The organism is Sediminicola sp. YIK13, assembly GCF_001430825.1.
In the GTDB taxonomy this organism is placed as follows: domain Bacteria; phylum Bacteroidota; class Bacteroidia; order Flavobacteriales; family Flavobacteriaceae; genus Sediminicola.
Genome location: NZ_CP010535.1, coordinates 2,981,513 through 2,997,049, shown reverse-complemented (window position 1 = coordinate 2,997,049; position 15,537 = coordinate 2,981,513). Strand labels below are relative to the sequence as shown.

Annotated in this window: 11 protein-coding genes; 5 read left to right on the top strand and 6 right to left on the bottom strand. The window is 39.9% G+C overall.

Annotated elements, in window-relative coordinates; translation table 11 throughout:
* Window positions 1–64: 64 nt before the first annotated feature.
* The 5 genes from SB49_RS13320 to SB49_RS13300 form a co-directional block, all read right to left on the bottom strand.
* The gene (locus SB49_RS13320; protein WP_062057358.1) at window positions 65–1,726 is read right to left on the bottom strand and encodes a hypothetical protein; all 1,662 of its coding nucleotides are present in this window, start codon (window positions 1,724–1,726) and stop codon (window positions 65–67) included.
* 18 nt (window positions 1,727–1,744) lie between these two features.
* Window positions 1,745–4,543 (bottom strand): TonB-dependent receptor, encoded by a 2,799-nt coding sequence (locus SB49_RS13315; protein WP_062057356.1) that lies wholly within the window; start codon window positions 4,541–4,543, stop codon window positions 1,745–1,747.
* A 216-nt stretch (window positions 4,544–4,759) separates the two neighbouring features.
* Window positions 4,760–6,607 (bottom strand): glutamine--fructose-6-phosphate transaminase (isomerizing), encoded by a 1,848-nt coding sequence (gene glmS, locus SB49_RS13310; protein WP_062057354.1) that lies wholly within the window; start codon window positions 6,605–6,607, stop codon window positions 4,760–4,762.
* Between the two features lie 104 nt (window positions 6,608–6,711).
* Entirely contained in the window at window positions 6,712–8,577 is a 1,866-nt protein-coding gene (locus SB49_RS13305; RefSeq protein ID WP_062057352.1) for a DUF4270 domain-containing protein, read from the bottom strand.
* A 5-nt stretch (window positions 8,578–8,582) separates the two neighbouring features.
* Window positions 8,583–9,392, bottom strand: a complete 810-nt coding sequence (locus SB49_RS13300) for a glycogen/starch synthase (protein ID WP_062057350.1) — start codon at window positions 9,390–9,392, stop codon at window positions 8,583–8,585.
* A gap of 102 nt (window positions 9,393–9,494) precedes the next feature.
* On the opposite strand from SB49_RS13300, the gene panC reads away from it, so the two are divergent.
* The 5 genes from panC to radA all read left to right on the top strand — a co-directional run bounded on the left by panC (window position 9,495) and on the right by radA (window position 14,342).
* Window positions 9,495–10,343, top strand: a complete 849-nt coding sequence (gene panC, locus SB49_RS13295) for a pantoate--beta-alanine ligase (RefSeq protein WP_062057348.1) — start codon at window positions 9,495–9,497, stop codon at window positions 10,341–10,343.
* 30 nt (window positions 10,344–10,373) lie between these two features.
* Entirely contained in the window at window positions 10,374–10,724 is a 351-nt protein-coding gene (gene panD / locus SB49_RS13290; protein WP_062057346.1) for an aspartate 1-decarboxylase, read from the top strand.
* Window positions 10,725–10,726: 2 nt separating this feature from the next.
* On the top strand, window positions 10,727–11,692 hold the full coding sequence (locus SB49_RS13285) for a lysylphosphatidylglycerol synthase transmembrane domain-containing protein (protein WP_062057344.1): 966 nt from the start codon (window positions 10,727–10,729) through the stop codon (window positions 11,690–11,692).
* Between the two features lie 25 nt (window positions 11,693–11,717).
* Window positions 11,718–12,860, top strand: a complete 1,143-nt coding sequence (locus SB49_RS13280; RefSeq protein ID WP_062057342.1) for an alpha/beta hydrolase — start codon at window positions 11,718–11,720, stop codon at window positions 12,858–12,860.
* A 120-nt stretch (window positions 12,861–12,980) separates the two neighbouring features.
* On the top strand, window positions 12,981–14,342 hold the full coding sequence (gene radA, locus SB49_RS13275; protein ID WP_062057340.1) for a DNA repair protein RadA: 1,362 nt from the start codon (window positions 12,981–12,983) through the stop codon (window positions 14,340–14,342).
* A 113-nt stretch (window positions 14,343–14,455) separates the two neighbouring features.
* Here radA and SB49_RS13270 read toward each other — a convergent pair whose 3' ends face one another.
* Window positions 14,456–15,496: an aldo/keto reductase gene (locus tag SB49_RS13270; protein ID WP_062057338.1), complete on the bottom strand. Its 1,041-nt coding sequence runs from the start codon at window positions 15,494–15,496 to the stop codon at window positions 14,456–14,458.
* Between the last annotated feature and the right edge of the window lie 41 nt (window positions 15,497–15,537).

The following is a 15,537-nucleotide window of genomic DNA, read 5'->3' as shown; positions in this document are numbered from 1 at the left end:
ACCCTTTTTAAACACAAAAAACGCCTTTCAGTGAAAGGCGTTTTTTGTTTGGCAATTATATATCTTATTGTAAAGTCGGTGAATAGTTGGTAGGATAGTCCCCTAAGTTCACTTTGGCCTTGGCCTGAATGAAATTGGAACCATAAGTAGCATCAATAGCCTCCAAAAACTTATTGGCCATTACAGCATATCCCCTGGATGTCAAATGGATTCCGTCCAAACTGACCAAACCACCGGTAACGAGGCTCGCTTTTAAAGTGAAATCTCCGTCGGTAATACCAGTAGTGGCAGCCTCTTGAAGAATTCCTTTGAAATCTACAAAGGCAAGTCCATTCGCATCCGCTATTGACTTTAACGAAACATTGTAAGCATCAGTGGCAGTTAATATTAAGGCCTGTTCTGCAGGCGTCAACACCCATTTATCTTCTAAAGGCAATGAAACACCTTCTACTGAAAATTGGCCAGCCAAAGCTTGTGTCAACCCTTGAGACATTAGAAATGCCACCGAGCTTGTATTGACCGTACCGATAATTGTAGAACTAGGAAGCACCAATAAATCATCCGCCGTTGCCTGTCTCGCTTGGCCATAAATTGCGCCAAAAAGATTAGCTACAACAGGAGCAGCTTGTGCTGGCAATCCAAAAGATTGCACAAAAGCAGGAAAAGTTGGACTACCATTTAAAACAGCCGTAATCTGCGCAGACAGATTCGCTAAATTTTCATCCTTAACAACCACCGCACTTGCTGCAGTACCTGAAAAGACTATTTTTCGCTCAGGAACCTGCAAAAAGTCAAATACCAAATTCAACTGACCAAAAACACCATTCAGAGTTGGAATTTGTGGTCCGAAGGAAGGATTTAAGGGACTCAACGGATTATGAGGCACTGTTGTAAAATAAGGTAAATTGGTGATGTAGGGTACATTTGCAATAACGCCTTTTGCCCCATTAGCCGTTAAAGCGGTTGCTGCAGAAGACATAACCTGTGTAAATACATTTGGATCGGTAATATCATTTGAACCATATGTGGTAGGATCTAAATTTCCTTTCTGATCTACACCTACTCCCCCAGAAGTGGCGAATGCCAATACATCATTCCCTCCACCAATCTCTGATAAAGTAAAAAAGGTTGGCTGTTGCGCCAGGGCATCCTCTAAAATGGAAGAAGAGGCACTAGTGGCCATTCTCGCATAGTAAGGATTTGCAAGACGTAATGGAACACCTGCGACATTACCATAGCCATTGGCCACTAAATGAAAGCTCTTGGCTCCAGGGACACCCATGTTATTGAATGGCCCAGTCGGATTATTAATCAATAAATCTGTTGTTGGCATTACCGGCCCAATTAGCGCCTGTAAGCGAACAGGCCCTGAACCATTAAATACCAAACGATTATCCTGAATTTGAGTGCCCCCCAAAAGGAGTCCCCCAAAATTATCATTCATCAATGGTTGGTTAAAACTGCCACCACCGGCCAATGCAAACTGTTGCGCCAATAAGGCTGGAAAGGAGCTTTGTTGACTGGCTTTAAATAATGCGCCATCGGTATAGCCTGCAGTAAAGGACGCCCCAATGGAAACATAATTGGAAAAATCCGCTGAGCCAGCGGTTAATACTGCCGCATCCTCAAGAATTATTTCTTGGGTTAGATCTACGTCTTCTGGTTCATTACAAGCTGTAAAAGCGAAGATCCCAAGAGAAAGATAAATATATTTTAAATTTTTCATTTCAACCTTTATTTTTGATTAGTTGTTAATAGTCCAAGATAGGTAGTACATAGAGCCTATAAAACCTGTTCCAACGGCTGTGAAGTACTCATCGCCCAAGATGTTTGTACCCCCTACCTTAAATGTAGATTTTATACTTGGAACGGAATAATTTATTTGTGCATCAACATTATGGAATTCAGGAACTACGCCTTGAGCAAATGTTGCTTCCCAAAAATAATCATCACTAAACCTGTAAGAGACATTGAAACCAAAATTCTCGAACAATTCAGCGTTTCCGAAAGAAGCCTTGAATTTATGTTCCGGGGTATTAAAATTTAACTGTAAGTCTGGATTCGCTTCACGATCAAAGTCCAGTTTGGTAAAGGTGTAACTTCCCTCTAAATCATAGTTGCCCAAAACTTTCATGCTCAAACCCAAAGACGCGCCATATGAATTTACATCGGCATCAGAATTAGTATAGGTGCTGTAAGGTTGAAAATCACCGTTTGCTATAGCCGCTATTGCAAGACCCCCCTCATTAACATTACCATAATAAGGCGCTATAACCACTTCTTGAGAAATGAAATCTTTGTAGCTATTGTAATAAGTGCTAAAATCGACTACCAATCTCTTTATTTTTCCTCTATAACCTATTTCAAATGAAGCTACTTGTTCTGGTTTTACTATATCAGGATTTGCTATTTCTAAGTCAGCAGGATTTCCGGTTTCACCCAATCTATTTACCGAACTTAAGGAATAAGAATTTTCGTAAGCCGCTCTCCCTGTTTGCGTAATAGTTGCCGGTTGCCCTAAAATTTGACCTCCAGCACTGGTTTCAAAATCTCTAGTATACCTGTCTAAGTTATCTGGAGCTGAACCTACCAAAATAGCTCTTCCTGCATCTAACCCTATAAAAAGATCTTGAGTGGTTGGGTTTCTGAACCCTGTTTGAGCAGATGCCCTAATATTATGATTTCTGTTTAATGTTAAACCTGCAGATATTCTTGGTGAAAAGAAACCATCAAAAAATTCAGATTTATCATAACGTACAGATCCAGTCAATTTTAAACTTTTCTCACCCGCAAGAGGAAGACTCTTTTGAACCTGTGAATAAATTCCATATTCTGAATAATTAATAGGTTCATCTGAATCCGTGTAAATAGTACCTCCTGAATTTAAACTATATCGCCTAAAAGAACCACCAACTTGAATGTCGGCAAAGTCAATTAAGTGACTAAAATTGTAATTAGCGTCCGAATGATAATATTTAGAGGCATCTTGAAATTTAGACCCCGAAGATAGATCAGGATTACCTATACTGCTATTAAAGGCTGCCTCAAACTCAGGAGTACCTGGAAGAAAACGGCCAGATTCTGCTTGTGATCTCCCCGCTGCATGGGCCTGCTCATCGGTAGCACCCGCTAGAGTGGCTTGAAGGTAAGCTCCTGTATATTCACCAAACCAAGTCCTATCATCTTTCCAAGCCCTATTGATGTTGATTCCCGTAAAGACCATATCATAGGAATCCCCCGCCTTATCTGCCACTAAGTAAGTTCTTACAAAGAAATTATCGTTTCGTATTTCCAACTTGTGTTGTTCTTGGAAAAAGCCATTGATATTATAACGGTTGGTTCCTTGGTAAATAGTAGACCCAGTACCTACTTTACCAACATAGGAGATTTCGAAATCGTTTTCCCATGGGCGGAAGTACAATCCCCAATCTGCTTTAATACTTTCAGCGTTATAATTGGTAAGATCACCTTCATTGTACCCTGTTCTACTCACCTCTACTGACGGGATTAAAGCATTAGCCCCAGCAGGAATACGGCCCAGACCTTCCAATGTCAATGCTACATCTTTAATATCTGCAGCAACTTCATCCCCATAAACATTGACACCGTCGTAGTTTAGATCATTGGCTCTTGTTCTACCCGTAGTAATAAAATTATTTTCATCTTTTCCTTCTATATTATTTGCCGCCCAATCGGTTCCCTTTAAATACCCAAAGTTCACTTTGGCCGCAAACTTATCTGAAAATTTGTGTGCCGCTCTGATACCAAAATCGGTATAAGAATTGTCCCCGGCAGCTTCCTGAGAAGTGATGCCTCGTTTCATAGATACACTAATCCCTTCGTAATCAAAAGGATTTTTGCTTCGCATAAAAAGTATACCGTTAAAAGCATTCGCCCCGTATAGAGCTGAAGATGCCCCTGGTAAAAGTTCCACGCTTTGAACGTCAGTTTCTATCATCCCCACCAAGTTTCCTATTGGGAAATTCAAGGCTGGTGTAGAGTTGTCCATCCCATCTACCAATTGCATAAAACGCGTATTGGCAAATGAAGCAAAACCTCTTGTATTCACTGATTTAAAAGTTAAACTGTTGGTATTGACATCGACACCTTTTAGGTTTTCCAATCCACCATAGAAATCTGCAGCAGTCGTGTTTTGTATCTCTTCAAGACCAAAACGTTCCACAGTAACCGGGGATTCAAAAATTCGCTCAGGAGTTCTAGACGCCGAAATGACGACCTCATCCAATTGAGTCTGCTCTTCATTCAAGGTTACCTCAACTGTTTGATTGTTTTGGGTAATTCTAATGGTAGCTGAAACAAATCCAATACTGGTAATACTTAACGTAAAGGGTGGATTTTCAGCTGTGCTTAAGGTAAAATAGCCATCAAAATCTGTTACCGTTCCTATCGCCTTGTCTACTATGACAATGCTTACACCTGGAATAGGTTCATTATTTTGATCTACCACTTTACCTTTTACGGTTGTCTGGGCAAAAGATGCCATTCCCAACAACAAAAAGGACATAAGTACCAATGTTCTCATTCTAAGTTTGAGTTTAGTTAATTTGGAGAACAAGATATATATATTTTTGATTCCTTGTTAAAAAAATCAAAAAAAATTATGCATGCATAGTATTAATTTAACAAAATAACACGGCTCAAACTGCGACATTCAGAAAATAAGGGTACAAAAAATCCCTTAAACACCAAATTCTTACAGATGGTCGTTAAGGGATCTTTACTATAAACTTTAGATGTTTTACTCTACCGTAACTGATTTTGCCAAGTTACGCGGTTGGTCTACATTACAACCTCTCATTACAGCTATATGGTATGACAATAGTTGTAAAGGTATTGTTGTCAATAATGGCATAAGACTTTCAAAAGTATCCGGCACCTCAATTACGTGATCCGCCAAATCCCTAACGGTCTCATCCCCTTCCGTAACCACGGCTATGATTTTACCTTTCCTGGATTTGATTTCCTGTATGTTGCTCACCACCTTATCGTAATGACCTCTATTGGTAGCGATGACCACTACTGGCATCTGCTCGTCTATAAGGGCGATAGGGCCGTGCTTCATTTCTGCAGCAGGATAACCTTCGGCATGTATATAACTAATTTCCTTGAGCTTTAAGGCACCTTCCAGCGCTACTGGGAAATTGTAACCACGCCCTAGATACAAACAGTTTGTTGAGTCCTTATAAACCTCAGCAATTGTTTCTACCAATGCATTGGTCTGTAATGCCCTTTCCACTTTTGCGGGTATGTTCTCCAATTCGGCCAAATATTCATGGAACCTCGATTCTGAAAACACGCCTTTCTCCTTCGCCAATTTCAAGGCCAGCAAGGTAAGCACCGTAATTTGAGTTGTAAATGCTTTGGTTGATGCCACCCCTATTTCAGGTCCTGCATGCGTATATGCACCGGCGTTGGTTTCTCTCGCTATGGAAGACCCAACGACATTACAAACTCCAAAAACAAAGGCACCTTTTTCCTTAGCCAATTTAATTGCCGCCAAGGTATCTGCAGTTTCCCCTGATTGGGAAATAGCTATCACGATATCCTTTTCGGTGATGACTGGATTTCGGTAACGAAATTCAGAAGCGTATTCAACTTCTACTGGAATTCTCGCTAAATCTTCAAAAATATATTCTGCTACCAGACCTGCATGCCAAGAAGTACCACAGGCTACGATTATAATACGGTTGGCGTTGAGGAACTTTTCAATATTCTGATCTGCACCTGCCATTTTGATTATGCCCTGGCTGGCGCGCAACCTCCCACGATAGGTATCCAAGATCGCTCTGGGCTGTTCGTAAATTTCCTTTAACATAAAGTGATCGTAACCCCCTTTTTCAATCTCTTCAATGTTTAACTGAAGTTCCTGAATTTTTGGGTACGCCACCGCATCATTCTTGATTTTTCTTAATTTGATTTCCTTGCCTACCCTGATAATGGCCATTTCCTCATCTTCCAAATAAATGGCATTATTGGTAAACTCAATAAAAGGAGAGGCATCCGAAGCAATAAAAAACTCTTCTTCACCCACTCCGATGGCAAGTGGACTACCTAATTTAGCCACCACTAATTCATCTGGCTTGTTTTTATCAAATACAACAATGGCATAGGCACCCACTACTTGATTCAGTGCAATTTGCACCGCTTTTCCAAGTTTTACGTCCTCCTGCTTTTTAACTTCCTCGATAAGGTTTATCAAAACTTCGGTATCGGTATCCGAACTGAAGGTATAGCCTCTTTTTATCAATTCCTTTTTAATGGAATCGTAATTTTCGATAATTCCATTGTGTATGATCACCAAATTACCGGAATTGGAATAATGTGGATGTGAATTTACATCATTTGGGATTCCGTGTGTAGCCCATCTGGTATGGCCTATCCCTAGTTTCCCGTTCAAGGAAATTTCGGTCTTTGCCTTATTATTAAGATCTTCTACTTTACCCTTTGTTTTGGAAAGATTAATGTCTGAACCGTCATAAAGCGCTACACCTGCACTGTCATATCCTCGGTATTCAAGACGCTGTAGTCCTTTTATAATAACGGGATAAGCATCCCTGTGTCCAATATAACCTACTATTCCACACATAGTTTTTCTCTTTTTGTAGTACAAATTTACGTTTCAAGCTGCAAACTCTTACAAGATTCAGTTGTAGAACGTATTATTCCTTTAAATGGTCTATAATAAGCCCTTTAATTTGTCTTCGTATAAAAAATCTCCAATTTGAGCTTCTTATCTTCATTGCCATTGGATACTGCACTACCAAATAAGACTGTTCCCAATGGATTTACGGTAGCCATGACAGGCTGCAAACCAGTTTCATTATCCTTTAAGACCGAATTAGACACGTTTGACACCCTTATATCAGAAGTTAAAGAAAGTGCTAAAGTAGCATTGGTAGCGTCCCGGATGATTAAATTATTTATGTATTCCGTAATACGTATTGTATATTTCACTCCCTTCCCGTTACTTCCCTTTTCTAAAATTCCATCGTGGTTTAAATACGATCCTAAAGCCGTTGTGGATGTTGAAAATTCAATTTGTGCATTATATAATGGCACTCCTGTTTCTTCATTAAAGAGGTACAACCTAGGTGGTTCAACCACGTTACCGGCTGCATCCAAGGTATTTCTATCTACATAAAACACCAAATTAGCCTCATTAATTACCCAATTATTGGCCTTTATCTGATTGATGAATTCTCTGCCGTTGATCTCATCGAACAATTTAATTTGGGCGTAGGATCCCGCTCCTCCTTTAACATAGATCCTTGAAGTATTGGCTCCGGAGTCCATGCTGTCCATAATATCTGTTGGATAAGCTTCATTGATAAAAGTATTCACCGCATTCCCAATTATAGGAGTGGTCGTCCCACCAGTAAGAAGGCTCAGAATGTAATTCTTATTTAATTGAACTATTGTATCGTCCGTAGGGTCATCGGCAGTGTTGTTCGTATCCACACTATCATGATCATAATTGATAGTGATATTGGCTTTTGTCAGGTCCAACAACATGAGGATATTCTCAGCTGAAGTGTCCATAGACATATGTATACCCCTGAAAAAATCACTAAAATTTCCTTGGTTCAAGAGTTCCGAAGCTCCTTCTTTATCCAAAATATTCTGTTGAAAAAAAGCATTGTTCAGCGGCACCCTAATCCCAGGGGCAAGTCTAGTGGCAACCTCTTGTGATTCATCTATATCAGCAGTATCCGGGTCATCCTCCTTAAAGAATAGTATTTCCTTATCATCTATGGTCACCTCTCCGTCAAATAAGATATCTGAAACATATGTAGGAGAAAATTGTTGGGAAGAATAGTATTCCTGTGCTTGTTGAAAATTGGTGTTTGGATCCAAATCCCTTAAAAAATAAGTAGAACGAGCTACTTTTAATCTAAATGGATTGTTTCTGTTCCCGTATATACTGTCAAGGTCAAACTTTTTTGAAAATATTCCCGTAGCCGTACTATCATCTTCGCCATCATTTATACCATCACCATCAGTATCCATGTTTAATGGATCGGAGCCTGCAATACGTTCGTCATTATCTGAGAGCCCATCGCCATCCGAATCACTATTTGGATCATTGATGTCCACATCAAATTCATCATCCACCCCATCACTATCGGAGTCTCTTTCATTAGCACCTTTAATGAGGAACGGGATATACAAATAAACTTCCTTTACCGTTTCATTTTCTGGTATCGTAGCGATTACACTGTCCGTGACAGAATTATTTTCCGTAGTTTGGTTATATGTGCCAAAAATTGGACTTGTTCCACCGGCCAATCTTACTTGCGAAGTTATGGATGCCTCGGTTCTACCATAAATGGGATCGTTAAAAATTCCCAATTGATAGATGGGCAATTTATTGGTCTGAACAGCCTCTATTTTCCTATTGTAGGCAAACACATCATATGAGGCACTTTCGTTTTCAAAAGGCTCTCCGCCCAACACCCCATTCCCAATGGTAGTGATGTCCTCTTCACATGAAACAAAGGCCAGTACGAACATTGCTCCCGCAAAAGCAGAAAAAATTATCTTTCTAAAAAATACCATGAAAATTATTTTAAGACTTCGTTGTTATAAAAATTTGCATATGCCTCCTCAAATTCCTGGATGGGCACATAAGACAAAACAGGCTTTTCCAATTGAGAGATGTACTCTTGTAATTCTTGGGGAACATCCTCGGAGGCCAAAATAACAGCATCAGAATGATCTACCGCTACTTTTAACAAATTATTATAATTGGGTGTAGCCAAAGGTTTTATGCTATCTTCAGCAACCCCATCAAATGAGATTTTTTTGATCATATCCTTGTCCAACTCCTCTTCAAAACCTTTCTTATATACAGAGGTCACTATTTTACTCTCGGCAAATAAAGGCTCATCGGCATAATATTTTTTAAGATATAAAGGAAGTAGGGAAGCCATCCATCCATGAACATGGATAATGTCCGGAGACCAGTTTAACTTTTTAACCGTTTCAACAACACCCTTAGCAAAGAAAATGGCACGTTCGTCATTATCCGTAAAAAGTTTACCGTTTTCATCAGTAAATGTGGCCTTACGCTTAAAATATTCTTCATTATCTATAAAGTATACTTGAATGCGCTCTCTAGGGATAGAGGCCACTTTTATAATTAGGGGCATATCCATGTCATTAATGACCAAGTTCATTCCCGATAAACGTATGACCTCATGCAACTGGTGCCTTCGTTCATTTATGTTTCCGAACCTTGGCATAAAAATTCTAATCTGGCCGCCATTACTGTTGACCATCCTAGGGGTTTCATAAGACATTAAGGAAACTTCGTTCTCTGGTAGATAGGGCACTAATTCTGAAGATACAAACAATATCTTTTTACCATTCATAAAAGCAATATTTTATTTATCGTGTAAGCGTAGCTGCAAAATTACAAAAATTATGCAGATTAGCTGTAATTATATAAGTTTGCTAGCTTTTAAACTTAAAACATGTTGGTATTCCAAACCAAAAACGAACTTAAATCATTCCTTGACACCATCAATAGTAATGCCATAAAAGTGGGCATGGTGCCCACTATGGGTGCATTACACCAAGGTCATGCCTCCCTTGTGGAGCGGTCCATATCTGAAAATGCCCTCACCATCGTAAGCATATTTGTAAACCCTACGCAGTTCAATAATCAGGAAGATCTGCTAAAATACCCCAAGACTTTAGAAAAAGATTCGTCTCTTTTAAACAGCATTTCCAAGGATATAATCATTTTCGCGCCCTCGGTATCGGAAATGTATTCAGAACATGTTGTTTCAAAAAAATATGATTTCCAAGGATTGGACAAGGTTATGGAAGGGGCCTTTAGGGAAGGTCATTTTGATGGCGTAGGTACCATTGTAGAATCCCTCTTGCTAACCGTAGCTCCTGACAAAGCCTATTTTGGGGAAAAGGATTTCCAACAACTCCAAATCATCAAAAAACTAGTGGACCTGCAGAATATTCCCGTAGAGATCATTGGCTGTCCCATTCTAAGGGAACCTAACGGGTTAGCCATGAGTTCCAGAAACGAAAGATTATCCAAGGAATTAAGAAAAGAAGCGGGATTTATATATGAAACCCTAAAAAAAATAAGTCAAAAATTCCCGGACCACAGCCCTTTATCTATTATAGAATGGGCCACGGAACAATTCCAGGCACACCCGAATCTGCGTTTGGAATACTTACAAATTTCCGAAGAAGACACCCTAAAACCTATAGATCACAAAAAGAAAGATAAAAAATATAGGGCCTTTATTGCAGTTTTTGCCGATGGTGTACGACTAATAGACAATATAGGCTTAAATTAATTAACTTTGCCGCATAATTATCATTGCCCCATGCAAGTAGAAGTAGTAAAATCAAAAATTCACCGAGTAAAAGTTACTGGTGCGGACCTAAATTATATAGGTAGCATTACTATTGATGAAGATCTAATGGATGCCGCCAATATTATAAGAGGCGAAAAAATTCAAATCGTTAACAACAACAATGGTGAGCGATTGGAAACCTATGCTATTCCAGGTCCAAGAGGAAGTGGCGAGCTTACCCTAAATGGCGCTGCCGCAAGAAAGGTTGCCGTTGGCGATGTACTTATCCTTATTGCCTATGGCCGATTGGATATAGAAGATGCCAAAAAATTCAATCCCGCTCTGGTATTTCCCAATGAGGAAACTAATTTGTTGACCTAATTTTGAAAAAATCCTTAACGAACAAATTAAAGACTGTACTCCCAATAGCCCTGGGCGTATTTTTAGTCTGGTATTCCTTTTATAGCACGTCACCCGAAGACAGACAGCAGATCTTGTTTTATATCAAGGAGGCAGATCTTTTTTGGGTAGGCATTTCTGTGTTTATAGGCATTCTGAGCCATATTTCTAGGGCTATCAGATGGAATTACCTGCTGCAACCCTTAGGATACAAACCCAAAGTGAGCAATAATGTCCTTATCATATTGATTGCATACTTTACAAATTTGGGTATTCCAAGATCAGGAGAGATATTACGGGCCACAGCCTTGACCACCTACGAAAAGGTTCCCTTTGAAAAAGGCTTTGGCACCATCGTTACCGAAAGAGTGGTAGATCTATTTATGCTCTTCACGGTTGTAATCACTGCTCTTTTTTTACAAACAGATATCATTTTAAATGTATTTCAACAAAGGGGTTTTAATCCTACCAGCCTTCTTGTTCTTTTGGGAATCGGGATTCTTGGTATTGCCCTGTTTTTTTTATTTATAAAGAAATCAAAATTTCAGTTTGCACAAAAAATAAAAAGGTTTGTCAAAGGTCTGGTGGAAGGAGTCTTAAGCATCTTTAAAATGAAGTACAAATGGGCATTTATCTTTCACACAATATTTATCTGGGTAGCCTATATTGGCATGTTTTGGGTAATCAAATTTACAGTCCCTGAAACCATTGAGCTAACATTGAGCCAACTTTTGGTTGCTTTTACCGCGGGTGCATTTGCCATGTCTGCCACCAATGGCGGAATTGGAATATATCCCATTGCTGTAAGCTCTTCTTTGGCAGTATTTGGAATTAGTGAAGTTTCAGGTGATGCCTTTGGTTGGATCATGTGGATATCACAAACCATGATGGTGGTTATATTTGGGGCAATATCTTTTCTCGTCTTACCGTTATTGAACAGAAACCAATAGTCCTCTATTGCTTAAATTCAATTTTATGAAACGGTTAACCGCAGTTATTGCATTGTTATTATGTTTTGGCGCCAACGCCCAAGTTACCAAGGAAATTTTTGAGTCGTACAAACTTCAAGAGAAGAGAGATGTAAGATACTATATCCCCGAAAACTATACCGATGAAAAGAAATACCCGCTAATTGTTGTTTTGGACGCAGAATACCTCTTTGACAATGTTGTGGCCAATGCCAAGTTTTACAGTAAGTTCAGTGGAATGCCAGAATCCATTATTGTAGGGGTAGAGCAGGGCAAAAATGGCCTTCGCTTTAATGATTGTGGCTTTGATGAAGCAACCGGACTACCTACCGACAAGGGGAAATCGTTTTTTGAATTTTTAGGTATGGAATTAATCCCATATATGGATTCCAATTATAGCACGGCCCCTTTTAAAATGTTTGTCGGTTATGATATCACCGCTAATTTTGGAAACTTTTATCTTTTTAAGGACGACTCCCTGTTCAATGCTTATATCAGTATATCGCCAACCCTGGCCCCGGAAATGGAAAATCGACTTCCATCAAGATTGGCAGCTATAAACAATAAGATTTTTTATAGTTTGATCGTTGAGGGCGAAAACAGTACCGACAAAAACAGAATAATGGCCATGAACCAATCCATCAAGGACCTCAACAAGGAGTCCCTTCATTATTTCTTCGATGTTTATGATAGTGCGGATCATACTTCAGTAGTAACTTATGGGATAGGAAAAGCATTGGACAATATTTTCAATATGTTCAAGCCCATTAACAAGAAGGAATACAAGGAAAAAATATTAACATCCGAAGAGCCTGTATACAAATATCTTGAAGACAAGTATGCGATGATTGCCGATCTGTTTGGGTTTAAAAAATCCGTTGAGCTCAACGACGTTATGGCCATTTATGCGGCCTGTAGAAAAAAAGAGGATCTGGCATCCCTTTTAGACCTTGCCGAGCTTTGCAAAAAGGAATTTCCGGGAACTATGCTGGGGTTTTATTTTGAAGGGGAACATTATGAGCAAAAAGGAGAGCCCAAAAAAGCGCTCCGTACCTTTGAAAAGGCTTTTGGCATGGAAGAAATCGATTTTCTGACAAAGGATATGGCCTTGGAAAAAATGGATGCCCTAAAAGCAGATTTCGGATACTAGACCAAAATGGGTGATGGCAAAAAAAGTAATTAGTAGCCATTTATACCTTAATGACCCTTTAAAACAATCCTTCTGTTTTCAAAGTTCTTAGTACCTTTAGCCAGAATCTAATACAGAGGAATGGCCAAAATAAAAACAGCTTTTTTTTGTCAAAATTGCGGTACTCAATATGCCAAATGGGCAGGGCAATGTTCAGGGTGCAAAGAATGGAATACCATTGTTGAAGAGGTAGTTCAAAAAGAGGAGAAATCGAGTTGGAAAAGCCCTACAAATACGGCCAAAAAAGTCTCAAAACCCCTTAGGGTCAATGAAATAAACACGGAGAAAGAACTACGGTTAAACACCTATGACCTAGAGTTCAATCGTGTTCTTGGGGGCGGGATTGTCCCTGGCTCCCTTATCCTCTTAGGAGGGGAACCTGGTATCGGGAAAAGCACGCTTCTTCTTCAGATTGCCCTAAAATTGCCTTATAAGACCCTTTATGTTTCAGGAGAGGAAAGCCAGAAACAAATAAAGATGCGGGCCGATCGCATACATCCCAATAGCGAAACCTGTTACATCCTAACAGAGACTAAGACCCAGAATATATTTCAGCAAATCGAAGCCACGGAACCTGATATTGTGGTTATAGATTCCATACAGACGCTTCATTCCGATTACATTGAATCTGCCGCCGGTAGTATTTCGCAAATTAGGGAATGCACCGCTGAACTCATAAAATTTGCCAAAGAGACGAATACCCCCGTAATATTAATAGGCCATATTACCAAAGATGGTACCATAGCCGGGCCGAAGATATTGGAGCATATGGTAGATACCGTTCTCCAATTTGAAGGGGACCGCAATTACGTATACCGAATTTTGAGAGCCCTTAAGAACAGATTTGGATCTACCGCAGAACTCGGAATTTATGAAATGCAAGGAAGCGGGCTACGGGAAGTGAACAACCCATCGGAAATATTGATTTCCAAAAATGATGAGGGCCTTAGTGGCACCGCCATAGCTTCCACGGTGGAGGGCATGAGGCCATTAATGATAGAAATACAAGCCTTGGTCAGTACGGCGGTCTATGGGACCCCACAACGCTCCACAACAGGTTACAATGCCAAGCGTTTGAATATGTTGTTGGCGGTATTGGAAAAACGTGCAGGATTTAAATTAGGAGCTAAAGATGTCTTCCTAAATATTACTGGGGGAATCTCAGTGGACGATCCTGCCATTGATCTCGCTGTGGTGGCAGCCATACTTTCCAGCAATGAGGATGTTCCTATTGACAAGGGGGTGTGTTTTGCTGCGGAAATAGGTTTGGCAGGTGAAATTAGACCAGTACAACGGGTGGAACAGCGCATATTAGAGGCTGAAAAATTGGGCTTTACCACTATTTATGTCTCCAAAAACAATAAGATCACCTTAAAAAACACAAAAATTAACATTGCGCTGGTTTCCAAAATTGAAGATATAGCCTCAAGCTTATTTGATTAGTTTTTGTCCCTATTCACTCGCATATAAACCAATATGATAATGATCACCAAGAGGATAAGCACAATTTGCCCTGTGCCTATAGCTAAAAACTGTATTTTCTGTGCTGAAACCATTTACGGTGCGGGATTGGGAATTTGATTGTGAATGGCTTCTATTCCCTGCAGTATCTCCTCGGAAAGTTGCACATCTATACTGGCGATATTTTCTTTCAACTGCCTCATGGAAGTGGCCCCAATGATATTGCTTTTTACAAACGGTCTTGAATTCACAAATGCCAATGCCATTTGAGTAAGGGACAGATTGTGGTCCTGTGCTAATTTATGGTACATTTCGGTCGCCTTTACAGCCTTATCCCCACTGTACCTGTTATAATTTGGAAATAGTGTGATCCTTGCATTATCGGGCTTCCTCCCTCCCAAGTATTTACCACTGAGAACCCCAAAACCTAAGGGAGAGTAGGGTATCAAACCAATATCCTCGCGCATGGAAATCTCAGACATTCCGGTTTCATAGGTCCTATTTAGTAAACTATAAGGGTTTTGAACGGTAATCATTCTTGGCAGGCTGACATGCACCTTGCTCTCTTCCAAAAAACGCATCGTTCCCCATGGAGTTTCATTGGAAAGTCCAACATTTCTTATTTTCCCCTCACGCATCAAATCCCGTAAGGTCTCCAAGACCTGATGGATATTGTCCTGCCAATGATCCGTTATGTCATGGCTATAGCCCCTTTGCCCGAAAAAATTGGTCTTGCGTTCCGGCCAGTGCAATTGATATAGATCGATATAATCCGTTTGCAACCTCTTTAAGCTCCCTTCTACCGCTTCTATAATGGAGGATTTATCAAATCCTGTGGTTCTGATAAATTTTGTAAACTCGGCTTTCCCGGCTATTTTGGAAGCCAAGATCACTTTATCTCTGTTTCCGGTCTTTTTGAACCAGTTCCCTATAATTTTTTCGGTATCCGCATAACGTTCCTTGGCAGCCGGTATGGGGTATAGTTCGGCGGTATCAAAAAAGTTTACACCATTTTCCAAAGCATAGTCCATTTGTTCATGGCCTTCCTCTTCGGTATTCTGCTTTCCCCAGGTCATGGTACCCAAACAAATCTTACTGACCTCTATCTCGGTATGGGGAAGTAAATTATATTCCATAAATACTATTTCTTATGTATTAAAAGACAACTATTTCCACA